Source organism: Kocuria sp. CNJ-770, assembly GCF_001942375.1.
GTDB lineage: Bacteria > Actinomycetota > Actinomycetes > Actinomycetales > Micrococcaceae > Kocuria > Kocuria oceani.
This window is the reverse complement of sequence record NZ_MKJW01000089.1, coordinates 39,369-59,985: the sequence shown is the minus strand read 5'-3', so window position 1 is coordinate 59,985 and position 20,617 is coordinate 39,369. Positions and strand designations below refer to the sequence as shown.

General features: G+C 71.5%; 21 protein-coding genes and 2 pseudogenes. 16 read left to right on the top strand and 7 right to left on the bottom strand.

Annotated elements, in window-relative coordinates; all coding sequences use genetic code 11:
* The 4 genes and pseudogenes from nadC to BJF77_RS08330 all read right to left on the bottom strand — a co-directional run bounded on the left by nadC (nucleotide 1) and on the right by BJF77_RS08330 (nucleotide 4,712).
* A pseudogene (gene nadC / locus BJF77_RS08345) lies at nucleotides 1-911 on the bottom strand (carboxylating nicotinate-nucleotide diphosphorylase).
* Nucleotides 905-2,716 carry an L-aspartate oxidase gene (locus BJF77_RS08340; protein WP_075871855.1) on the bottom strand — a complete coding sequence of 604 codons (1,812 nt, stop codon included), beginning with the start codon at nucleotides 2,714-2,716 and terminating at the stop codon, nucleotides 905-907. The pseudogene nadC and the gene BJF77_RS08340 overlap by 7 nt, the downstream one beginning before the upstream one ends.
* Complete coding sequence (gene nadA / locus BJF77_RS08335; protein WP_075871854.1) at nucleotides 2,713-4,008, bottom strand: quinolinate synthase NadA; 1,296 nt, start codon at nucleotides 4,006-4,008, stop codon at nucleotides 2,713-2,715. Before nadA ends, BJF77_RS08340 begins: the two co-directional genes overlap by 4 nt.
* Nucleotides 4,005-4,712, bottom strand: a complete 708-nt coding sequence (locus BJF77_RS08330) for an NUDIX domain-containing protein (protein WP_158041212.1) — start codon at nucleotides 4,710-4,712, stop codon at nucleotides 4,005-4,007. Before BJF77_RS08330 ends, nadA begins: the two co-directional genes overlap by 4 nt.
* Before the next feature lie 266 nt (nucleotides 4,713-4,978).
* Here BJF77_RS08330 and BJF77_RS19985 point away from each other — a divergent pair, with 266 nt between their 5' ends.
* Complete coding sequence (locus BJF77_RS19985) at nucleotides 4,979-5,623, top strand: DUF6318 family protein (protein WP_139318487.1); 645 nt, start codon at nucleotides 4,979-4,981, stop codon at nucleotides 5,621-5,623.
* A 187-nt stretch (nucleotides 5,624-5,810) separates the two neighbouring features.
* Complete coding sequence (locus tag BJF77_RS19420) at nucleotides 5,811-6,707, top strand: PKD domain-containing protein (RefSeq protein ID WP_255396187.1); 897 nt, start codon at nucleotides 5,811-5,813, stop codon at nucleotides 6,705-6,707.
* A gap of 63 nt (nucleotides 6,708-6,770) precedes the next feature.
* Here the strand turns inward: BJF77_RS19420 and BJF77_RS08320 are convergent, their stop codons facing one another.
* Nucleotides 6,771-7,526 (bottom strand): FadR/GntR family transcriptional regulator, encoded by a 756-nt coding sequence (locus tag BJF77_RS08320; RefSeq protein WP_075871853.1) that lies wholly within the window; start codon nucleotides 7,524-7,526, stop codon nucleotides 6,771-6,773.
* Between the two features lie 107 nt (nucleotides 7,527-7,633).
* On the opposite strand from BJF77_RS08320, the gene BJF77_RS08315 reads away from it, so the two are divergent.
* From BJF77_RS08315 to BJF77_RS08280, 8 genes and pseudogenes are all read left to right on the top strand, one after another.
* Nucleotides 7,634-8,545 (top strand): proline iminopeptidase-family hydrolase, encoded by a 912-nt coding sequence (locus BJF77_RS08315; RefSeq protein WP_075871852.1) that lies wholly within the window; start codon nucleotides 7,634-7,636, stop codon nucleotides 8,543-8,545.
* Between the two features lie 81 nt (nucleotides 8,546-8,626).
* Entirely contained in the window at nucleotides 8,627-10,039 is a 1,413-nt protein-coding gene (locus BJF77_RS08310) for an APC family permease (protein ID WP_082157237.1), read from the top strand.
* Nucleotides 10,040-10,080: 41 nt separating this feature from the next.
* Nucleotides 10,081-11,001, top strand: a complete 921-nt coding sequence (locus BJF77_RS08305) for an acetamidase/formamidase family protein (protein WP_075871851.1) — start codon at nucleotides 10,081-10,083, stop codon at nucleotides 10,999-11,001.
* Between the two features lie 237 nt (nucleotides 11,002-11,238).
* Complete coding sequence (locus tag BJF77_RS20505) at nucleotides 11,239-11,619, top strand: hypothetical protein (RefSeq protein WP_075871850.1); 381 nt, start codon at nucleotides 11,239-11,241, stop codon at nucleotides 11,617-11,619.
* Nucleotides 11,619-12,107 (top strand): annotated as a pseudogene (locus BJF77_RS22575) (peptidase M4 family protein); the annotation flags it as partial. The gene BJF77_RS20505 and the pseudogene BJF77_RS22575, both read left to right, overlap by 1 nt.
* A 52-nt stretch (nucleotides 12,108-12,159) precedes the next feature.
* Complete coding sequence (locus tag BJF77_RS22570; RefSeq protein ID WP_075871849.1) at nucleotides 12,160-13,002, top strand: M4 family metallopeptidase; 843 nt, start codon at nucleotides 12,160-12,162, stop codon at nucleotides 13,000-13,002.
* Between the two features lie 76 nt (nucleotides 13,003-13,078).
* Nucleotides 13,079-13,411 (top strand): protealysin inhibitor emfourin, encoded by a 333-nt coding sequence (locus BJF77_RS08285; protein WP_139318485.1) that lies wholly within the window; start codon nucleotides 13,079-13,081, stop codon nucleotides 13,409-13,411.
* A gap of 92 nt (nucleotides 13,412-13,503) precedes the next feature.
* Complete coding sequence (locus BJF77_RS08280; protein WP_075871848.1) at nucleotides 13,504-14,373, top strand: fructosamine kinase family protein; 870 nt, start codon at nucleotides 13,504-13,506, stop codon at nucleotides 14,371-14,373.
* A 277-nt stretch (nucleotides 14,374-14,650) separates the two neighbouring features.
* On the opposite strand, the gene BJF77_RS08275 is transcribed toward BJF77_RS08280, so the two are convergent.
* Complete coding sequence (locus BJF77_RS08275) at nucleotides 14,651-15,175, bottom strand: VOC family protein (RefSeq protein ID WP_075871847.1); 525 nt, start codon at nucleotides 15,173-15,175, stop codon at nucleotides 14,651-14,653.
* An 80-nt stretch (nucleotides 15,176-15,255) separates the two neighbouring features.
* On the opposite strand from BJF77_RS08275, the gene BJF77_RS08270 reads away from it, so the two are divergent.
* From BJF77_RS08270 to BJF77_RS08245, 6 genes are all read left to right on the top strand, one after another.
* Nucleotides 15,256-16,071, top strand: a complete 816-nt coding sequence (locus BJF77_RS08270) for a helix-turn-helix domain-containing protein (protein WP_047802339.1) — start codon at nucleotides 15,256-15,258, stop codon at nucleotides 16,069-16,071.
* A gap of 137 nt (nucleotides 16,072-16,208) precedes the next feature.
* Nucleotides 16,209-17,306: an alkene reductase gene (locus tag BJF77_RS08265; protein ID WP_047802338.1), complete on the top strand. Its 1,098-nt coding sequence runs from the start codon at nucleotides 16,209-16,211 to the stop codon at nucleotides 17,304-17,306.
* A 265-nt stretch (nucleotides 17,307-17,571) separates the two neighbouring features.
* Nucleotides 17,572-17,823 carry a DUF3253 domain-containing protein gene (locus tag BJF77_RS08260; RefSeq protein ID WP_222844982.1) on the top strand — a complete coding sequence of 84 codons (252 nt, stop codon included), beginning with the start codon at nucleotides 17,572-17,574 and terminating at the stop codon, nucleotides 17,821-17,823.
* 34 nt (nucleotides 17,824-17,857) lie between these two features.
* Nucleotides 17,858-18,586 carry a hypothetical protein gene (locus tag BJF77_RS08255; RefSeq protein ID WP_083665033.1) on the top strand — a complete coding sequence of 243 codons (729 nt, stop codon included), beginning with the start codon at nucleotides 17,858-17,860 and terminating at the stop codon, nucleotides 18,584-18,586.
* A 9-nt stretch (nucleotides 18,587-18,595) separates the two neighbouring features.
* Nucleotides 18,596-19,111, top strand: coding sequence for a methylated-DNA--[protein]-cysteine S-methyltransferase (locus BJF77_RS22315; RefSeq protein ID WP_047802336.1), 516 nt, complete (start codon nucleotides 18,596-18,598; stop codon nucleotides 19,109-19,111).
* A gap of 33 nt (nucleotides 19,112-19,144) precedes the next feature.
* Nucleotides 19,145-19,495, top strand: a complete 351-nt coding sequence (locus BJF77_RS08245) for a hypothetical protein (protein ID WP_047802335.1) — start codon at nucleotides 19,145-19,147, stop codon at nucleotides 19,493-19,495.
* Between the two features lie 41 nt (nucleotides 19,496-19,536).
* Here the strand turns inward: BJF77_RS08245 and BJF77_RS08240 are convergent, their stop codons facing one another.
* Nucleotides 19,537-20,604, bottom strand: coding sequence for a spore photoproduct lyase family protein (locus tag BJF77_RS08240; protein ID WP_075871846.1), 1,068 nt, complete (start codon nucleotides 20,602-20,604; stop codon nucleotides 19,537-19,539).
* Nucleotides 20,605-20,617: the final 13 nt, after the last annotated feature.

The following is a 20,617-nucleotide window of genomic DNA, read 5'->3' as shown; positions in this document are numbered from 1 at the left end:
TCAGCCCTCCCGGACGTCCAGGACGACGTCGAGTCCCAGGTCCAGATTGCGGGCCGAGTGGGTGAGCGCGCCCACCGAGATGACGTCGACCCCGGTGGCGGCGATCTCCCCGACGGTCTCCAGACTCACCCCGCCGGAGGCTCCACCGTCGCGCGGCCGTCGATGATCGCCACGCCGCTCACGAGGTCGTCCACCGAGAAGTTGTCCAGCAGCACGGTGTCCGCGCCTCCGGCCAGTACGGCCTCGATCTGGTCCAGCCGGTCGACCTCGACCTCGAGGTGCACCGTGTGGGGCAGACGACGGCGCAGCTGCCGCAGCGCGCCGGTCAGGTCGGTCCCGTCGGCGGTGAGCAGCGCCAGGTGGTTGTCCTTGGCCATCACGGCGTCGGAGAGCGAGTGCCGGTGGTTGTGCCCGCCGCCGCTGCGCACGGCGTGCTTCTCCAGCGCCCGGAGCCCCGGGGTGGTCTTGCGGGTGTCCGCCACCCGGGTCCGGGTGATCGTGCCGGGCGGGAGGTTCGCCGCCTGCTCGACGCGGGAGACGGTCTCCTCGACGGCGGCGACGTAGCGGGCCGTCAGCGTGGCGATCCCGCACATCCGCTGGGTGAGGTTCAGGGCCACGCGCTCGCCGGTCAGCACGGACCGGGCGGGGCCGGCCACCACGGCCAGCGTGTCCCCCGCGGCGAAGGAGTCCCCGTCGGCGGGGATCAGCTCCACGGCCACGGCAGGGTCCACGGCGGCGAACGCCGCGGCGAAGACCTGGCCGCCGGAGAAGACGCCGTCCTCGCGCGCGACGAGCTCGGCCCGCGCGAGGGCGGTGGCGGGAATGAGCAGCTCGGACGTGATGTCGCCCCAGGGCGCGTCCTCGGCGAGGCCCCGTTCCACGACCTCGGTGATGGCGGCTCGGGTCAGCATGCGGAGATCCTCTCGAACATGTCGTTGTGCGTATATGAACTCGGAGTGGTCAGATGGCCGTTGCGGGGTGCCGACCGCGCCCGGCGCCAGAAGGTGCGCCCGGCGCGGGCGGGCTCGGGAACCGGGCAGTCCTCCCGGAAGTGGGCGCCCCGGGACTCGGTGCGGTGCAGGGCCGCGGCGGCCACGGCGCGTCCCACGGTGAGCAGGTTCCGGTCCTCGACCGCGGGGCGGGAGAGCGCGCCCGGCGGCCGGAGCGCGGCCAGCCGGTGGACCAGCGCCTCGAGGCCGGAGCCGTCCCGCAGGACGCCGGCGCCGGCCCACATCGCGGCCTGGAAGGCCTGCCGGTCGAACGGCACGCCCGCCCCGGCGGGGTCCGGCAGGGTCAGCACGCCACCGGGCGCGAGCCGGGCGGGGTGCCGCCGGACACCGCGGGTCGGAGCGGGATGCGTCCGGTCGGTGCCGTCGGCCCGGAGGTCCGCGGTCGCCGCGGCGCCCGCCCGGGTCGGGCGCGGCCGGGTCCAGTGCGGCCGACGGACGTCGTCGGGCCGCAGGTCCCCGGCCAGGGCCTCGGCGGTGCGGGCACCGAACACGGCGCCCTCCAGCAGCGAGTTGGAGGCCAGCCGGTTGGCGCCGTGCACGCCCGTGGCCGCGCACTCGCCCACGGCGTACAGGCCCGGGACGCTCGTGCGGCCGCGGTCGTCGGTCGCGATCCCGCCCATCAGGTAGTGCGCCGCCGGGGTGACGGGCACCGGTTCCCGGGACCAGTCCAGGCCGTGCGCCCGCACGGCGGCGTCGATCGTGGGGAAGCGGCGCGCCAGGTGCTCGGCGGTGTCCGGCTCCGCGTGCCCGGCGCCGGCCGGAGCGGTCATGGCGGTGCAGTCGAGCAGCACCGGCAGGCCTCCCTGGGCGAGCGACCGGCGGACGATCTCCCGGGCCACCACGTCCCGCGGGGCGAGCTCGGCGAGCGGGTGCGCGCCCTCCAGGAAGCGCCGTCCGGTGGCGTCCCGCAGCACCGCCCCTTCACCGCGCACGGCCTCGGAGACCAGGAAGCAACCGGGAGCGGCGAGGGCGGTGGGGTGGAACTGCACGAACTCGAGGTCCGCGACGACGGCTCCCGCGCGCAGGGCCGCGGCGATGCCGTCGCCCGTGGCCACCGCGGGATTGGTGGTGTGGGGATAGAGCTGCCCGGCACCGCCGGTGGCCAGCACCACGGCGTCCGCCCGCAGCTCGCGCAGCCGGTCGCCGTCGAGGACGAGCGCCCCCCGTACGCTCCCGTGGTGGTCCGCGACCAGGTCCACGAGCATCGTGTGCCGGAGGACGTCCAGGCGCCCGGAGGCCTCGGCGTCCAGCGTCGCCGCCACGAGGGCGCGCTGGATCTCCCGCCCGGTCGCGTCCCCGCCGGCGTGCAGGATGCGGGGCACGGAGTGGGCACCCTCGAGGCCCTCGACCCACGGGGAGTCCGGGCCGTCAGCGCGGTCGAACGCGACGCCGTGCTGCACCAGGGCGGTGACGGCGGCGGCCGAGTCCTGCACGAGCACGCGCACGGCGTCGTCGTCGCAGGTGCCGGCCCCGGCTCCGAGGGTGTCCCGGACGTGCAGGGCCACGGAGTCCCGGACCTGCCCGCCTGGCAGGTCCGCCGTCATGGCGGCGATGCCGCCCTGGGCTCGGACGGTGTTCGTCTCGTCCAGGACGTCCTTGCTCAGCAGCACCACGTCGAGCCCGCGGCCGGCGGCCGCGAGGGCGGTGGTGAGCCCGGCGATGCCGCTGCCCACCACGAGCACGCGCGGGAACGGGGGCGTGCTCACCGCGGAAGCGCCGCCAGCATGCGCTCGAGCGCCACCTCGGCGTCCCGAGCGGTCGCGGCGTCCACCGCGATCCGGTTGATCACCCGGCCGGCCACGAGCTCCTCGAGCACCCAGGCGAGATAGCCGGGGTGGATCCGGTACATCGTGGAGCACGGGCAGATCACCGGGTCCAGGCAGAAGATGGTGTGCTCGGGGTGCTCGTCGGCGAGCCGGTTGACCAGGTTGATCTCGGTGCCGATCGCGAAGGTGCTGCCGGGCTCGGCGGCCTCGACCGCCTTGCGGATGTGGTCCGTGGAGCCGGACTCGTCCGCGGCGTCGACCACGGGCATGGGGCACTCCGGGTGCACGATCACCCGCACGTCCGGGTGCTCGGCGCGGGCCTGCTCGATCTGGGCCACGGTGAAGCGGCGGTGCACCGAGCAGAAGCCGTGCCACAGGATGACCTTGGCGTCGGCCAGCTGGTCCGCGGTGCTGCCGCCCAGGTCGTGGCGGGGGTTCCACATCGGCATCTGCTCCAGCGGGATCCCCATGGCCTTGGCGGTGTTGCGGCCCAGGTGCTGGTCCGGGAAGAAGAGCACCCGCCGGCCGCGCTGGAACGCCCACTCCAGCACGGTGGCGGCGTTGGAGGAGGTGCAGACGATGCCGCCGTGGCGGCCGCAGAACGCCTTGAGCGCCGCGGACGAGTTCATGTAGGTCACCGGGATCACGCTCTGCCGACCGTCGTCGTCGGTCTCCCCGAGCACGTCCATGAGCTGCTCCCAGGCCTCCTCGACGGAGTCCTCGTCGGCCATGTCCGCCATGGAGCAGCCGGCGGCGAGGTTGGGCAGGATCACGGACTGGTGGTCGCCGGAGAGGATGTCGGCGGTCTCGGCCATGAAGTGCACGCCGCAGAAGACGATGGCCTCCGCCTCGGGGCGGCTGCGCGCGGCGCGGGCCAGCTGGAAGGAGTCGCCGAGGAAGTCGGCGTGCTTGACCACCTCGTCGCGCTGGTAGAAGTGGCCGAGCACCACCACGCGGTCGCCGAGGGTGGCCTTGGCGGCGGCGATGCGGCGGTCGAGCTCCTCCGCGGACGCCTGCTGGTACTCGGCGGGGATGACCGGCTGGGCGGGCGAGCCGGCGGGCACGGCGTCGTCCTGGGACGCGCCGGGGCCGTAGCCGGCCGAGACGGTGGGGGCGAAGTCCCACGGGCTCGTCCCGAGGGCGGTGCTGCACGTGCTCGGGGCCGGGGTGGCGCCGGGCAGGTTCGCGGGCTTCTCGGTCAGCAGGTCGATGCGGGTGGCGACGGAGGTCATGTCTGCTCCTGGGTGCTGCGGCCGGCCGGGGTGCGGTCGGCGAGGTCGAGGTCGGAGTCGTGGCGGTAGAGCCGGGGCGGGCGGTGCCGGGTGCCCTCCAGGCGGGTGCCGGTGTCGAGGACGGCGCCGGAGGCCAGCACCTGGCGCCGGAAGTTGGCGGGGTCCAGGACGGTGCCGAGGATGGCCTCGTGCACCTCCCGGAGCTCGGCGAGGGTGAACGTCTCGCCGAGGAACGAGTGGGCCACGCGGCTGTAGGTGATCTTGTTGCGCAGCCGGTAGATCGCGTAGTCCACGATGTCGCTGTGGTCGAAGGCCAGCGGCGGCAGGTCCGCCACGCGCATCCACGTGACGTTGAGGTCGACGTGCAGGTCGGCGGCCTGGTCGGCGCGGATCGAGGCCCAGTAGACGATCGAGACCACCCGTTCCTCGGCGCTGGCCGAGCGGGTGAGCCCGCCGAAGGCGTAGAGCTGCTCGAGGTAGCCCGGTTGCAGGCCGGTGGTGAGCTGCAGGGAGCGGGCGGCGGAGGCCTCGAGGTCCTCGTGCTCCTGGAGCGGTCCGCCGGGCAGGGCCCACATGCCCCGGAAGGGGTCACGGATGCGGCGGACCAGGGGCAGCCAGAGCTCCTTGCGGCCGTCGGGTCCGGTGTCCCGGGCGGCGAAGATGACGGTCGACACGGCCAGGGCCACGTTCTGCGCGGTCAACATCACCTCCAAGCACCTCGAACCTTCAGGTTGCAGTGACTATAACACCGTTCTGGTCAGTCTGACGTTAACGGAGCTGTGACCATATCGCTCCTGACCAGGCCGCATGCAAACGCGTCTTGATTGCCTCCACAGGGGTTGCTCGAGCACAGCGCGCGCGGTCTAGCATCTGACCCATCCGACCGGGGCGTCCGGCCACGGCACAGCGAAGCGGGGAATCCATGGTGCGGTCCTGTCCACTCCCGGCGGCAGCCGGCGGAGCCCTCCTCGTGGCCCTCGTCCTCACCGGCTGCGTCCCCGACGACGACGGCGCCGCGGCGTCGCCTTCCAGCCCGGCATCGGCAGGTGTCGCCGCGGAGGAGACGGGCGGTGGTTCGCCGCCACCGTCGTCCACGTCCGGCCCCGCCGACGCGTCCGCCGAGTACGTGCCCGCCTCGCTGGACGGGCCGGCGCAGAACGTGCCGAAACCGGTCATGCCCGAGCTCGCGCGGGAGGAGTCCCGGGAGGGGGCGCAGGCATTCCTCGACTACTGGTCCGACGCGATGTGGTACGCGAATCAAACCGGCGATACAACGTATGTGCGTGCCATAGTGAGTGAATCGTGTGAAGTGTGTATCGACCAGTTCAATGTAGTCGAAGATGTTTATGAGCAAGGGGCGTGGTTTGTCGGAGGCAGGGAAAGCATATTATTGCAGGAATCGGTTATCACACCAACGAGTGACGGAGTTTACAAGCCTATTGCTTTGTCTGATTCCGAAGGCATAAAGCTGGTTGAACAGGGGCGGGTGACTTATGAGGCTCAGCCGCGAACGGGGAAGGGAGATCCATTTCCGATCTACCTTGACTTCGACCAGGATGCTTGGATCTACATCACTGCGGCAAATATGCCCGGAGTAGGCGTGTCAGATGAATAGACCTTTTCATGTCTGGGTTCTCTTGATGGGCCTCATGTGTATTCCTGTCGATTTAGCCTCGGCGAACTCTGCACCTCCGTCAGAACTGGCAGATCGAGTATCTCGGGCAGGGAGCGGTCATTCCGTTCCCAGTCAGCGCGGCGTAGACCTGTCGAGGGAGACGACGGCTGTTGCGGACGGAAATAAGATGAAATTGGAAGTCAGAATCGAGGAGGGGCCCCCGGTTGTCGCCGACAGCAGCGAAGAGGCCGTAGTCGCAGTGGGAGCCGGCCCGGTCGCCTATGACCCCGACGAAGATCCTGCCTTCCAGAAAGCGCTCCGCCAGTACCTGAGCGACCAAGGGATCGACCGGCCGTTCAACCCGGACACGATCGCGCAGTCGAAGTCGCAGACGTTCGGCCTGCAGAACCCGTGCACCAACCGGAGGGGCGCGGTCCTCGACGACTGCCTCGCCGAGCGGGTCTGCACCACGGACGGGGGTGGCGAAGGCGTCTACATGAACGTCGTCGTGCGCCAGGGGGAGGGCCCCAGCACACCGTGGGGAGAGCCCATGTGCGTGGCGGCCGCCGAGGCGGAGGGCGACGAGGAGATCGTGGAGCTGCCGACCTTCACCCTGCAGGATTTCAGGACGCTCGCCGTCGCGCCTGCGGCCAGCGCGGTCCAGCCGGCGCCGGACACCTTGAAGGGCATGCACACCAATGTCTACGCGGAGGCCCAGGGCCAGCAGTTCGCGACCGAACTGGGTGGTTTCCCCGTGCAGGTGCGTGCCGTCCCGGTGCAGTACGCCTGGGACTACGGGGACGGGGGCGCGCTCGGGCCCACCGAGCTGAGCGGCGCCCCGCTCGAAGAGGGGGCGTGGGACGTCGAGACCGACACGAGCCACGTCTACACCGAGACCGGGGACTACGCGGTCACGCTGACCACCTGGTTCTACGGCGAGTACTCCGTGGCGGGTGGGCCGTGGTTGCCCGTGGCCGGGTTGAACGACGTCGCGAGCGCCCCCGTCCCGATCAGCGTCTGGCGCTCCACGGTGCGCAACTACGCGGACGACTGCCTGCAGAACCCGCAGGGCGCCGGCTGCTGATTCCAGATCCGAGACGGGTCGCCGCCCCACGGCCGGATCACCGCGGCCGTGGGGCGTCCGCTGCTAGGCCCGCGCGCGGAAGCGCTCGAGCAGGTCGAGGTCGATGCCCGCGTGCCGCCGCGCCAGGTGCCCGGCGGCATCGGCGTCACGGGCGGTGATCAGTGCCACCAGCTGTTCGTGGTCCTGCAGGGCGCGCTCTTCCATGTCGGCCTGGTCCTGAGGATCGCCCCACAGGTGCACCGGCGCCGAGAGGGCGAGCTGCTGCTCGGCCCGGAAGAGGATGTCGGCCAGCACCGGGTTGCCGGCGGCCTCTGCGATCGCGAGGTGGAGAGCGGCGTCGGCGGCCTGCTTGGCGCGCCCGGACGGTGCGGCGCGGAACTCCTCGAGCCGCTCGTGCAGCAGGTGCACGTGCTCCTCGGTGCGGTTCTCGGCAGCGGCGCGCACGATCGTGTCCTGGAGGCGGCACATCGCATCGGAGGCGTGCACCAGGTCCTGCCAGGACGTGCCCAGGACACGGACCGCGACGTCGCGGAACTGCTCGTGGGAGTTGCCGGTCTCGGCCACGAAGGAGCCACCCGTCCTGCCGAGACGCTTGATGAGCACGCCGGTCTCCTCGAGCTGGGCCATGGCCTCGCGGAGGGTGGCCCGGCTGACTCCGAGGGTCTGCGCCAGGTCACGCTCGGGGGGCAGCTTGGTGCCAGGAAGGTACTGGCCGACCGCGATGGCAGTGATCAGGCGCTCGCGGACCGCGTCCGCTTTGCACTGCGGGGCCAGTGGCCTGTCCAGGGGGCCGGGGGCGCCCGGGCTGGATCCGGTCATGCCACCTCTTTCAGGGCTCGATGCTCGACGGAACACAGATTTAACAAAAAGGTCTACTTTTCAGACCTTTTGGTGGCTACGATGACCGCAACGAAAGGAGGGACGCTGTGTCTGTTGTCACCTCACTGGACGTTCCGTTCACCGACGGGTCCACCTGGGTCCAGGTTACGACCCCGGATGCTCCCCGACCGGGGGCCCTCCCACTGGTCGTCCTGCATGGAGGGCCAGGCTTCTGTCACGACTACCTGCGCAGCCTCTCCGCGCTCGCGGACGAGACCGGCCGGACGGTTGTCCTGTACGACCAGTTCGGGTGCGGCCGATCCTCCCACCGCCCGGAAGCTTCCCCGGACTTCTGGACTCCCCAGCTGTTCGTGGACGAGTTCTTCACGGTGATCGATCATCTCGGTCTGGAGGCCTACCACGTGCTCGGGCAGTCCTGGGGCGGGATGCTCGGGGCCGAGATCGCCGTGCGTCGTCCCCAGGGCCTGGCAGGTCTCGCAATCTGCAACTCTCCGGCCTCCATGGAGCTGTGGGCGCAGGCGGCTGAGCGCCTGCGGGCCGACCTGCCCGACGACGTCCGCACTGCGCTGGAGTCCCACGAGGCGACCGGGGCCTTCGACCACCCTGACTATGTCACGGCCACCAAGGAGTACGACCGCCGCCACGTGCATCGGACGGCGGAGGTGCCCGAGGACTATCTGGACTCGGAGCGCCTCGTGGAGCAGGACCCGACCGTCTACCACACCATGAACGGCCCCAACGAGTTCCATGTCATCGGGACCCTGCGGAACTGGTCGATCATCGACCGTCTTGCTTCCGTCGACGCGCCCACTCTCGTGGTCGCCGGGGAGTTCGACGAGGCAGCTCCCGAGACGTGGGCACCGTTCGTCGAGCGCATCCCAGATGTTCGTTCGCACGTGTTCGCCGGGGCGAGCCACTGCACGCACCTCGAGCAACCACAGGAGTTCCGGGCGCTGATCGCCGAGTTCCTGAAGGAGCACGACGCGCCCCCGGAGTGATCCTCCGCCCGTTGCTCAGCGGTTCTCCGCACACCTCTTCCTGTTCTTCCTCGTACTCCTCCTCTGTTCTAGGAGCCTGCCGTGTCCGAACCCGTCATCTCCACCGCGCTCTCCTCGCAGCAGCAGCTCGAGCGCCTCGGCTACAAGCAGGAGCTCAGCCGCTCCGTCACCACCTTCGACCTCCTCGTCTACGGCCTGATCTTCATGGTTCCGATCGCTCCTTGGGCGATCTTCGGCACCGTCTACAACGAGGCCCAGGGCATGGTGCCGCTGGTCTACCTCGTCGGACTGGTCGCCATGATCTTCACGGCGCTGTCCTACGCCCAGATGGCCAAGGCCATCCCGCTCGCCGGATCCGTCTTCTCGTACGTCGGCAAGGGGATCCACCCCAACCTGGGCTTCTTCGCCGGCTGGCTCATGCTCCTGGACTACCTCCTGGTGCCCACGCTGCTGTACGTCTTCGCCGCGGAATCCATGATCGGCATCTTTCCCGGCAGCGAGCGCTGGATGTGGGCGCTGCTCTTCGTGGCCGTCAACGTGGTGATCAACATGTCGGGAGTCAGCTCACTGAAGTGGATGAACCGGGTCTTCCTCGTCATGGAGCTCGCCTTCATCGTGGCCTTCTTCGTGATCGGCATCCGTGCCCTGACCGACGGGGCGACTCCGGGCTCCTCGTTCAGCATCACGCCGCTGTGGGATCCCGCGACCGTCAGCGCACCGCTGCTGGCCACGGCCCTGTCGATCGCCGTGCTCAGTTTTCTCGGCTTCGACGGGATCTCCACCATGGCGGAGGAGTCCACCGGTGGACGCGGCTCCGCCGGCCGCGCCATGGTCCTCGCCCTGGTCATCGTCGCGACCCTGTTCATCACCCAGACCTGGCTGGCCAGCCTGCTCGCCGGGCCGTACCAGCCCATCCCCGAGGACCGGGTCGGCAACGCCTTCTTCGACATCATCGGCACCATCGCCTCCACCCCGGTGATGAACGCGTTCTTCGTCTGCAACGTCCTGGCGGTCGGCATCGCCAACGCCATGGCCGCCCAGGCCGCCACGAGCCGTCTGCTGTACTCGATGAGCCGCGACGGCCAGCTGCCGAAGTTCCTGCGGCACATCAACACCCGCAAGGTCCCCAGCTACGCGATCCTCTTCGTCGGCGGTCTCTCTGCCGTGCTCGTGCTGTTCTTCGTGGGCCAGATCAGCCTGATCTCCTCCATGGTGAACTTCGGCGCGCTCACCGGATTCCTGCTGCTCCACCTGTCCGTGGTCGTCTTCTGGATCGGCCGGCGGAAGTCCCGGAACTACCTCGTCCACCTGGCCTTCCCGGTGATCGGGTTCGCCATCATCGGCTACGTCCTGCTCAACGCGGAGACCCAGGCCAAGATCGCGGGGCTCGTGTGGATCGGGGTGGGCGCGCTCGTCTTCGCCTACTACCGCAGGACCGGGCGCAGCACCGAGCTCGCCGAGGACCACGAGGACATCACCGTGTCCAGCCACTGACGCCCACGACGACGACCCCTCAGCACGAAAGGCACCCTCTCATGGACCACTTCCTCAGCAAGGCGCACGGCCGAACCTCCTTCTCCGCCGAGCACGAACCGGTGCTGCGGGTCCGTCCGGGCACGGGCGAGGTGATCGGGTTCGAGACCAATGACGCCGAGTACGAGGAGATGGACCGGTTCAAGGACCTCGACAAGGTCACCACTCCGTTCAATCCCGTCACGGGCCCGGTCCACGTCGAAGGCGCGCAGCCCGGTGACGCGCTCGCCGTCACGGTGCACGGCATCGACTTCAAGGAGTACGGCTGGTCGGTGTCCATCCCGGGTTCCGGGGCGCTGACGGACGTGATGGGCGAGGAGATCTTCACCCGGAAGATCCCCATCGACGAGGCCGGTGCTCACCTGACGGACACGCACGTGGTTCCACTGGCTCCCATGATCGGCTGCATCGGCACCGCTCCCGCCACCGGGGGCAACGACACCGTGATGCCGTCCTACGCGGAGGGCGGGAACATCGACATCACGGACGTCGGGCCGGGATCGACCGTCTACCTGCCCGTGCGGGTGGAGGGGGCGTACCTGTTCGTCGGAGACCTCCACGCCGTGATGGCCCAGGGGGAGTCGACCTTCGTGGCCATCGAGACCGAGGGGGTGGCCAAGGTCAGCGTCGACGTGGTGAAGGACCTGCCGCTGCGCGCACCGCGGATCGAGACGGCGACCGAATGGATCTTCGTGGGCATCGGAGACACGGTGCAGGAGAGCATCAAGCGCGGTTACGAGGACGCGTTCTGCTTCCTCACACAGGAGCACGGCTTCAGCAAGGAGGACACGTACGTGCTCATGAGCGCCACTGTGCACTCCCAACTCGGTGGGCCCACGGGATCGCAGGACCCGGACCCGCTGCACCCCTTCCAGGCGATCGGCAGCGTGACCATCCACCGGGTGCCCAAGAGCATCCTCTGAGTTCCCACGGCGGGGCAGGGCGCCGGCTGCTGACCCACGCGGCGGCTGTTGGGCCGTCCGACCCGAGTGGCACGATCGGTGCACAGCGGTTCCCGGCCCCGCCGACGAACCGGTGATCGGCCCCCGGGCGGACGCCCGGGGGCCGCCACGGCGACGCAGTGGTGCCACGGGTGGCGAGGTCCAGTGACCGGCAGCCGCTCCAGCACTCCTGTGCCACAGGAGGAAAGGGGTGGGACGGTGGCGATCTCCGGTACCTGGGTGCTCCACTACAGCTGGGGCTGCACCGGGAACTACGGGCGGACGAGCCTGGACTTCCGAACCGAGGGCACCTTCTCGGGCGGCGGCTGCTCGGGTTCCTGGCGGCAGCTGGACGGGATCCTGCTGCTCCGCTTCACCGACGGGCCGGCCCAGTACGGCGGGACGGTCACCGGCCGTGTGGGCACGGGCGCCATGTCCACCCTCGACGGTTCGCTGAACGGCTGCTGGTACCTGATCGAGCAGGGCGCGGCGGAGCCGTCGGACCGCGGCGCCGAGCAGCCCGCCGACGTCGCCGGCCGGAGGGCCGAGCCCGGCGAGGCCGCACCCGGCGAGCTGGACGCCGCGGGGAACCGGATCTGATGCGCGAGCGTCGGGAGGAGAGCGCGATGCAGCACGCACACGGAGCCCTCTGCGGTGTCATTCCGCCGTTCGTGCACGAGCACATGGCCGAGCACGGTGACGAGCAGACCCGCAGGAACGCCTTGTCCGCCCTGTCCGTGGACACGACCGTCCGGGCCGAGCGGCTGATCACCGATCTGACCGCGGGCGGTGTCGTGGCGCGGGTGGCGGCCCACACGGGGCGCACGGTCCACACGGCCCGCAACACCGGGGAACTGCCGGGCACCCCGGTGCGCTCCGAGGGGGAGCCGCCCACCGGGGACCTCGCCGTCGACGAGGCGTACGACGGGCTGGGTGCCACGGTCGACCTGCTGCGCGAGGTCTTCGGGCGCCACTCGCTCGACGACGCCGGCATGCCGCTGCTCGCCACGGTCCACTACCGGGAGAGGTACAACAACGCGGCCTGGGACGGTCGGCAGATGATCTTCGGCGACGGGGACGGCCAGTACTTCAACCGCTTCACGGCCGCTGTGGACGTCATCGGCCACGAGCTGGGCCACGGTGTCACCACGCACGAGTCCGACCTCCTGTACATGCACCAGCCGGGCGCTCAACGAGCACTTCTCCGACGTCATCGGGGCCATGGTCAAGCAGTACGTCGCGGTGCCCCGGCAGACCGCCGCGGAGGCCGACTGGGTCATCGGGGCCGGGCTGTTCACGAGCGCCGTCAACGGCGTCGGCCTGCGCTCCATGAAGGCGCCCGGAACGGCGTTCGACGACGCGGTGCTCGGCAAGGACCCCCAGCCGGACCACATGTCCCGTTTCGTGGAGACGCTCAGCGACAACGGCGGCGTGCACATCAACTCGGGCATCCCCAACCGGGCCTTCTACCTGGCCGCGGCCGGGCTGGGCGGATACACCTGGGAGAAGGCCGGTCGCATCTGGTACGCCGCGATGCGGGACCTCGAGCTGCGGCGCCTGCGCCGGGTCGCCCGCTTCCAGGACTTCGCGCGGCTCACGATCAAGCACGCCGCCGCGCTGCACGGACCCGCCGAGCGGGCGGTGGTGGAGGGCGCCTGGCAGCAGGTCGGCATCGCGGCGGAGATCGCGCCCGCCGCGGAACCGGCCGCGGACGTGTGGGTGCTGCACTACAGCTGGGGCTGCACGGGCTCCTACGCACGCGCGTCCCTGGCGTTCCACGAGGACGGCTCCTTCAGCGGTGATCTCACGGGCAGATGGCACCAGCAGGACGGCACGCTGCTGCTGCGCTTCGACGACGGTCCGGCCCAGTACGCCGGCACCCTGGCCGGTGACGCCGCCACCGGTGCCATGTCCACCTTCACGGGGGCGGACGGGTGCTGGCACCTGACCCGGCAGGGTGCCGCGAGTAGACTCGGGAAGTGATCCGGCCCGCGCTCGCCGGCCTTCCACGGGGAGGCGCCGGGCCCCATCCGCGTCCGAGGAAGGGACGGTGCCCTCCATGGCGAGAGTGCGCTACCACGTGGAAGGCGGCATCGCCTACTTCCCGGGCCTGGCCGCGGAGCGGGCCTTCGAGACGGAAGCCCTGCCCCCGGCCCGGCGCGACGAGCTGCTCGGCCTCTTCGACACCGTCTGCACGCACCGGCTGTCGTCGGCCGGCCCGACCATCCCGGACGGCGCGGCCGACCAGCAGACCTATGTCATCGAGATCCAGGAGGACTCCGGGGTGCGACGCCTCGTGGTGGGCGAGTTCGACCAGGACCCCGTGGCCCGGGAGCTCCTGGCGCGGCTGCGCGACTGCGCCGACCAGTGCGAGGCCGGCGGCGAGCAGTGAGGCGGTCCCGGACGGCCCGGCGCACCAGCGTGTGCACCACCTCCGGACACCACTGCTGCGCCAGGCAGCCGCCCATGCAGTAGAACGGGGTCATGACTTCCTTGGACCTGCCCCCTGACCTCGTCGACGACCTCGGCGTCGGCCGCGCGCGCCCGCTCGGCGGCGGCGACACCGCCGCCGCGTTCCGCCTCGAGACGGCCCGCGGTCCCCTGTTCGCGAAGACGATGGCGGACCCGCCCGCCGGGATGATGGCGGTGGAGGTCGCCGGGCTGCAGGCCCTGCGGGAGCACGCACCGGAGTCCCTCGGGGTGCCGGAGGTGGTGCGCTGGTCGGAGGACGGCATCGTCCTCGAGTGGATCGAGGAGTCGACCGGCCCCCGCGGGGCCGGGACCGAGGAGGCCTTCGGGCGGGGTCTGGCGGACCTGCACCGCGTCCACGGACCAGCATTCGGCGCGCTGGCCCCGGAGCTGCCCGGGCGGATCGGCTCCTTCGAGGTGGACCTGTCCCCGACGCAGGACTGGGCGGAGTTCCTGCTCGAGCGGCGGATCCGTCCGCTGATGCAGGACGCGGTCGCGTCCGGCCGGATCGACAAGCGTGCCGCTGACCTCCTGGAGGAGCTCGCGCCGCGGGCCCGCGAGTTCGCCGGGCCAGAGGAGCCGCCGACGCTCGTGCACGGCGACCTCTGGGCCGGCAACCGGCTCGTGGACGCCGCAGGGCGCAACTGGCTGATCGACCCGTCGGCGTACTGGGGGCACCGGGAGATCGACATCGCGATGATGCTGCTCTTCGGCGGCTTCGGCGAGGACTGCCTGGCCGCCTACCACGCGCAGCACCCGCTCGCCCCGGGCTGGGAGGACCGGGTGCCGTGGTACCAGCTGCCCCCGCTGCTGGTGCACGCCGTGCGGTTCGGCGGTGGGTACGGGGACGCGACGACGAGGGCGCTGCTGCGGCTGCGCGGCTGAGCCGCGGCGTGGCAGGAGACCCGTGACGTGCCGCTTCAGGTGCGCTTCAGCCCGCGGTGGTTGTCTGGGTCCTGCGGGGTTCCCGGGACACCAGGGAGTGCTGGTGGTCGCCGATCGCGGGCTGGAGGGCCGGTGGCCGGTGATGCGTCCCGGGAACCGGGCCCCGTGGGCGGTGCTGAGGAGTCCGCGCACGGGGCCCGGACCCGGTGCCCGGCGGAAGGGCCCGGTGCCCCGCGCCCCCGCCCGGACACGATGTGCCCGGGAACGGGTGTCGGGGTCACTCCTGGCCGGAGGATGCCGCCCACTCGGCCACGCGAGCGTTGCTCTCCTCGTCGGAGAGGTCCTCGACGCGCGTCATGATCGACCAGCGGATGCCGAACGGGTCGCGGATGCTGCCGTACCGGTCCCCGGAGACGAACGTGCTGACGGGTTCGCGCACCGTGGCGCCGGCCGCGACGGCACGGGCCACCACGTCGTCGACGTCCGGGACGTAGAGGCCCAGCGAGCAGCACGCCTCGTCGCCGCCCGGCGGCGGGACGAGGTGGAAGGCGGGGTTCGCCTCGCCGAGCTGGAAGCGCCCGTTGCCGAGGTCGAGGGTCGCGTGCACCACGACGGGCGTCCCGTCCGGGCCGGGCATGTCGGTGCGGTCGACGAGGACGGCCCCGAAGACGCTGGTGCAGAAGTCGATCGCCGCGGCGGCGTCCACCACGGCGAGGAACGGGGTGAGGGACGTGAAACCGTGCGGAGTGCCGTCGGTCGTGTGCGTCCCGGTGACGCCGCGGACGCTCTGTTCTGTGCTCATGCCGCGAGCCTAGGACGCGGGTCCGGCGCGGTCTTGAAGATTCCCGACATCCCGGAGGGAGCGGTGGCTACGCTCGGGTCATGAGCGAGCCGCCCACCACGCGGGGCCACCTCACCCCGGGACCGCACGCCACGGTGGCGCGCCTTCCCGCGCCCGACGACGTCGCCCACCTCGTCCGGCAGCTGTGGATCCCGGAGTGGAGCCTGCCGCCGGGGGAGCGCGTCGAGCAGCTGGTGCTGGGGTATCCGGCGAGCAACGTGGTGGTCGAACCCGACGGGGTGGCGCTGCACGGGCCCACGACCCGCGCGTCCACCCGGGTGCTGACCGGGCAGGGCTGGGCGGTCGGCGCGCTGCTGCGCCCGGCGGGGGTCCTGCTGTTCACGGAGCGCCCGGCCGGTCTGCTCGACGGGTCGGTGCCGCTCGAGGCGCCGGGACTGCACCGTGCCGTGGCGGAGTCGATGGCCGGTGCGGGGCCGGGCCGGGACGCCGCCGCCCGGCGGGAGCGCGCCGCGGCGCTGGTCGTGGAGCACGTCCGTGCCCGGGCGGCGGGACTGCCCTCGGAGGCCGCGCGGGACGGCGTCCTGGCCAACCGGCTGGTGGATCTGGTCGAGTCGGGCACCGGGGCACGGAGCCCGGACGACCTGGCGCGGGAGCTGCACGTGTCCGTGCGCTCGCTGCAACGGCTCGCGGCCCGGTTCGTGGGGATGCCGCCGCAGCTGCTGCTGCGCCGTCGTCGGCTCCAGGAGGCCGCCGAACGGATGCGCGCGGACCCGGACACGGACCTGGGGGTGCTCGCCGCGGAGCTCGGGTTCGCGGACCAGGCCCATCTCACCCGGGAGTTCCGCTCGGTCCTGGGGGCCACGCCGCGCGGCTACGGCCGATCGCGCGCGGGATAGGACGTGTTCGCGGCGTCGCACCCCGCCGGAGTCCGCCCCCGGTGACGGTCGCCGACCGGGAATGTGAGGCAGGAGACACCGGAGGCGAAAATATCTGGGCCCCCGATCCCGTTGACACGGAAAGAAGCAGTTCCCTGATGAAAGGTTTCCCCGTGCCGAAGTCCTCCCTGACCACCCCGCTCGATCTCGGTTCCCTGCGGCTGCCGAACCGTCTCGTCATGGCCCCGTTGACCCGGATGCGCTCCGGCCGCGACGGCGTCCCCGGCGAGCTCAACGTGGAGCACTACACCCAGCGCGCCTCGATGGGCCTCATCGTCACCGAGGGCACCTACCCCGACGTGGTCGGGCAGGGCTTTGCCTTCCAGCCCGGCATCCAGACGCCCGAGCAGGTCGAGGGCTGGCGGCGCGTGGCCGACAGCGTGCACGACGCCGACGGGCGGATCTTCATGCAGGTCATGCACGCCGGCCGGGTCTCCCACCCGGACCTCAACGGCGGCGCCCAGCCGGTCGCGCCCAGCGCGGTCGCCATCGAGGGCGAGATCCGCACCTACCGCGGCAAGTCCGCGCTGCCCGTGCCGCACGCCCTCACCACCGAGGAGCTGCCCGGCGTGGTGGACTCCTTCGTGCGGGCCGCCCGCAACGCGGTCGAGGCCGGGCTGGACGGAGTGGAGCTCCACGGCGCCAACGGCTACCTGCTGCACGAGTTCCTCGCCCCGGGCGCCAACCAGCGCACCGACGAGTACGGGGGCACCCCCGAGAACCGCGCGCGCTTCGTGCTCGAGGTGGTGCGTGCCGTGGTCGACGAGATCGGCGCGGAGCGGGTCGGCCTGCGGATCTCCCCGGAGCACAACATCCAGGACGCCTGGGAGCTCGAGCACGAGGACGTCGTGGCCACCTACACCGCCCTGGCGACCGGCCTGGCCGATCTGGGCCTGGCGTACCTCTCGGTCCTGCACCGTGAGCCGGAGGGCGAGCTGGTGCAGGGGCTGCGCCGCGCCTTCGGCGGGGTGTTCCTCGCCAACAGCGGCTTCGGGACCCCCACCAGTCGTGAGGAGGGTGTCCGGCTGCTCGAGGAGGACGTGGCGGACGGCGTCGTCGTCGGCCGTCCCGCGATCGCCAATCCCGATCTGGTCCGCCGGTGGGCCGAGGGCCTCGCCGAGAACGAGCCGAACCCGCGGACCTTCTACTCCCAGGGCGCCGAGGGCTACACCGACTACCCGTTCGCGGAGGCCTGAGCCGGAGGCGGCGCCCGCCCTGTGACGGGCCGGCGCCGCTGAGCCTCTCCGTTCGGTGAGGCGGATCGCGGCTCGGGCTGTCCGAGCGGCCTGGGACCATGAACCATGACCAGCACCACCGCCGGGCAGCGGAGCCTGGAGAACGCCCTCCGCGAGGAGACGGACCTGGCCGAGATCGGCCGGGAGTTCTCCGAAGGAGTGCAGGAACCGGTCGAGGAGTCCCGTGCCGGTACCAGGAGCCGTCCCACCGGGAGAGGAGCCTCTCGTGACCACCCCGTCGCCCGCCGAGATGCGCTCGGTGCTGCTCGATCTGGTGCGCCGGCGCGGCGCGGAGAAGACCGTCTGCCCCTCCGAGGCGGCTCGAGCACTGGCCCCCGTCGGCTGGCGGGACCTGATGGAGGACGTGCGTCAGGAGGCGTACCGGTTGGCCGACGACGGGCTCGTGGACATCACTCAGCAGGGCCGCGTGGTCGACGGCCGGTCGGCTCGCGGACCGATCCGCGTCCGTCTCCGCTGACCGCCCGGGCGTCCACCGCGGGTACCGTGTGCCCATGACGACCGTCCCCATCAGTGCCCTGCTCGGTTCCGCACTCCGCGTGCCGTTCGTCCTGCTCAAGCAGTTCCGGCCGCAGCGGCCCATCCACTCCGAAGGCGTCGGACTCGAGGGGGTCCTGACCCGCACCGGCGGCGGATCCAGCGGCATCCGCTGGATCGACGAGGCCGGCGAGGACCCCGTGCGCGTCCGGTTCTCCCGCTCCGCCGGCCTCCCGCACGGGTGGCCCGACATCCTGGGCCTCGCCCTGCGCTGCCCCGTGCCGCCCTCCGGCCAGATCGACGGCCGCAGCGACGGCCGCGCCGACATCCTTCTCGCCACCGCCGGCAGCGGGCGGCTCTCCCGGTTCGCGCCGACTCTCCACCGGTACGTCCCGGAGAGCCCGTTCACGTCCTTCATGCCCTACCGCGGCCTGAAGGGCCCGGTCCTGCTGGCCGCGCACCCCGAGCCCCGTGCGGAGCGGCTTCCTGCCCGCCCCGACCGGTTCCGGGCCTCCGTCACGGCCGAGCCGTGGCGACTCGGCCTGTCCTGGGCCACCCCTCTCGGTCCGTGGCGCCGCTTCGCCACCGTGGAGCTCTCTCCGGGCGTGCCGTTCGGGGACGACGAGCGCTTCGACCCCTTGCTCAACGTCCCCGCGGGCGCCGAGAACTACGACTGGACCTGCCGCCTGCGGGAACCGTCCTACAGCCTCGCCCGCAAGCCGCGGGAGGAATTGCGTGCGACATAGAATTGCGCCATGGGACTGAGACTGAGCCCGGCATCTTCCGCCTCGACCACCCGCCGCCATGCGCTGGTGGAGTCACCCATCGGCCCGCTGGCTCTCGTGGAGGAGAACGGTGCGCTTGCAGCGCTGTCCGTCGAGGGGGCGCGGCAGGGGCCCGTCCCCGACTCCTTCGGTGCCCGGGACGACGACGTGCTGCCGCACGTGCGCGAACAGCTGGACGACTACTTCGCCGGCCGGCTGCAGGAGTTCGACGCCGATGTCGTGCTCCACGGCACCCCGTTCCAGGTGCGGGTGTGGAACGCCCTCGCGCAGGTCCCGTACGGGACGACCGGCACCTATGGACAGCTCGCCCGCACGATCGGCGCGCCCAGGGCGGCCCAGGCGGTGGGCGCGGCGAACGGCCGCAATCCCGTCAGCCTGCTCGTCCCCTGCCACCGGATCATCGGCGCCAACGGCCGGCTCACCGGCTACGCCGGAGGCATGGCACGCAAGGAATACCTGTTGCGCCTCGAGGGCGCTCTGCTCTGACCACGCCCGGCCGCCGCCCCACCAGGAGGACCCATGCCCCGCCTCGACGACCTTGTCGGCACCAACCTGGCGAAGGCCCGCACGGCCGGCAGCGGACGCAGCACGGAACTGGTGGTCCACGACGGCGTCCTGCGCCAGACGATCATGGCGCTGTGCGCCGGCCGGGAGCTCGCCGAGCACGTGGCCCCACCGGCCGCGACGCTCCAGCTGCTGCGCGGGCGGATCCGGGTGCTCAAGCGCGGCCAGCTCGCCGAGGAGCTCACCTCCGGGGACCTGCTGTCCCTCACCGACTCGCGGCACTCCGTGGAGGCCCTGGAGGACTCGGTGTTCCTGCTGACCACGGTCTCCCGGCCCTCGGACGGCTACGACCCCCGGGTCGCCTGACGCCGGGTCGCTCCCGGCGCCAGAGGCTCGGCACGCGCAGCTCAGAACGCGTAGCGGACCTCGCAGTACGGCAGCCTGTGGTGCAGCAGGTCGAGGAACTGCTCCAGGCAGCGCTGTTTGTCCCGGAACCGGTAGCGCACGTTCAGCGCCCCGTTCTGTGACCGCTTCGCCTCCTGGAGGTCCGGGCGCCACAGCACCTCCTCGGCCTTGGGGTGCCACTGCGTGTTGACCTCGTGCAGCTGGGCGTTGTGGGTCAGGAAGATGACCTCCGAGGCGAGCTGCTCCTTGGCCGCCGGGCCCAGGCCGGCGTCGAGCTGGTCGAAGAGCTCGGCCCAGTCCTCCAGCCAGGTGTCCGTGACGATCACCGGGGAGAAGTTCACGTGCACCTCGTACCCGGCCGCCACGAAGTCGTCGATCGCCGCGATCCGTTCGGGCACCGGGGTCGTGCGGATGTCCGTGAGCTTGGCCAGACGCTCCGGCATCAGCGAGAACCGCACCCGGGTCCGTCCCTGCGGGTCCCAGTCCAGCAGCTCGCGGTTGACGTACTTCGTGGCGAACGAGGCCTTCGCCGTGGGGTGGCCGCGGAACAGGTCCACGAGGTCGTGCACGTTGTCGCTGAACAGCGCGTCCGCCGAGCAGTCGCTGTTCTCCCCCAGGTCGTAGACCCACGCGGCCGGATCGCACTGGTTGGGCTCCGGCTTCACGCCCTGCCGGCGGATGTGCCGGTCCAGGTATCCGCTGATCTGCTCGATGTTGGCGAAGACCGTCACCGGGTTGCTGTACCCCTTGCGGCGGGGCACGTAGCAGTAGGCGCAGGCCATGGCGCACCCGTTGGCCGTGGACGGCGCGATGAAGTCCGCCGACCGGCCGTTGGGCCGCGCCGCCAGCGACTTCTTCACGCCCAGGACCAGTGCCTCGCGCTTGATCCGCACCCACCGCCGCACGTTGGTCTCGTCCCCGTGCAGCTCCGGGATCTGCCAGTGGCTGGGCACCTCCACCAGGGTGGCGTCCGGCCACCGTTCGAGCACCTCCCGGCCGCGGGGCAGCTCGGCCGCCGCCGGTTCGTAGTAGATGCGGGTGATGTCGACCAGTGACGGATCCGGGGGCATGCGGACGAGTCTA

Bases quoted from the DNA above. Each gene is read 5' to 3' on its own strand.
- BJF77_RS08265 (WP_047802338.1), top strand. From the start codon at position 16,209: ATGAAAGGTTTCCCCGTGCCGAAGTCCTCCCTGACCACCCCGCTCGAT.
- BJF77_RS08305 (WP_075871851.1), top strand. From the start codon at position 10,081: ATGGACCACTTCCTCAGCAAGGCGCACGGCCGAACCTCCTTCTCCGCC.
- BJF77_RS08330 (WP_158041212.1), bottom strand. From the start codon at position 4,712: ATGTTGACCGCGCAGAACGTGGCCCTGGCCGTGTCGACCGTCATCTTC.
- BJF77_RS08255 (WP_083665033.1), top strand. From the start codon at position 17,858: ATGACGACCGTCCCCATCAGTGCCCTGCTCGGTTCCGCACTCCGCGTG.
- BJF77_RS08240 (WP_075871846.1), bottom strand. From the start codon at position 20,604: ATGCCCCCGGATCCGTCACTGGTCGACATCACCCGCATCTACTACGAA.
- BJF77_RS22315 (WP_047802336.1), top strand. From the start codon at position 18,596: ATGGGACTGAGACTGAGCCCGGCATCTTCCGCCTCGACCACCCGCCGC.
- BJF77_RS08270 (WP_047802339.1), top strand. From the start codon at position 15,256: ATGAGCGAGCCGCCCACCACGCGGGGCCACCTCACCCCGGGACCGCAC.
- BJF77_RS19420 (WP_255396187.1), top strand. From the start codon at position 5,811: ATGAAATTGGAAGTCAGAATCGAGGAGGGGCCCCCGGTTGTCGCCGAC.
- BJF77_RS08280 (WP_075871848.1), top strand. From the start codon at position 13,504: ATGACTTCCTTGGACCTGCCCCCTGACCTCGTCGACGACCTCGGCGTC.
- nadA (WP_075871854.1), bottom strand. From the start codon at position 4,008: ATGACCTCCGTCGCCACCCGCATCGACCTGCTGACCGAGAAGCCCGCG.
- BJF77_RS08245 (WP_047802335.1), top strand. From the start codon at position 19,145: ATGCCCCGCCTCGACGACCTTGTCGGCACCAACCTGGCGAAGGCCCGC.
- BJF77_RS08320 (WP_075871853.1), bottom strand. From the start codon at position 7,526: ATGACCGGATCCAGCCCGGGCGCCCCCGGCCCCCTGGACAGGCCACTG.
- BJF77_RS08285 (WP_139318485.1), top strand. From the start codon at position 13,079: ATGGCGAGAGTGCGCTACCACGTGGAAGGCGGCATCGCCTACTTCCCG.
- BJF77_RS08275 (WP_075871847.1), bottom strand. From the start codon at position 15,175: ATGAGCACAGAACAGAGCGTCCGCGGCGTCACCGGGACGCACACGACC.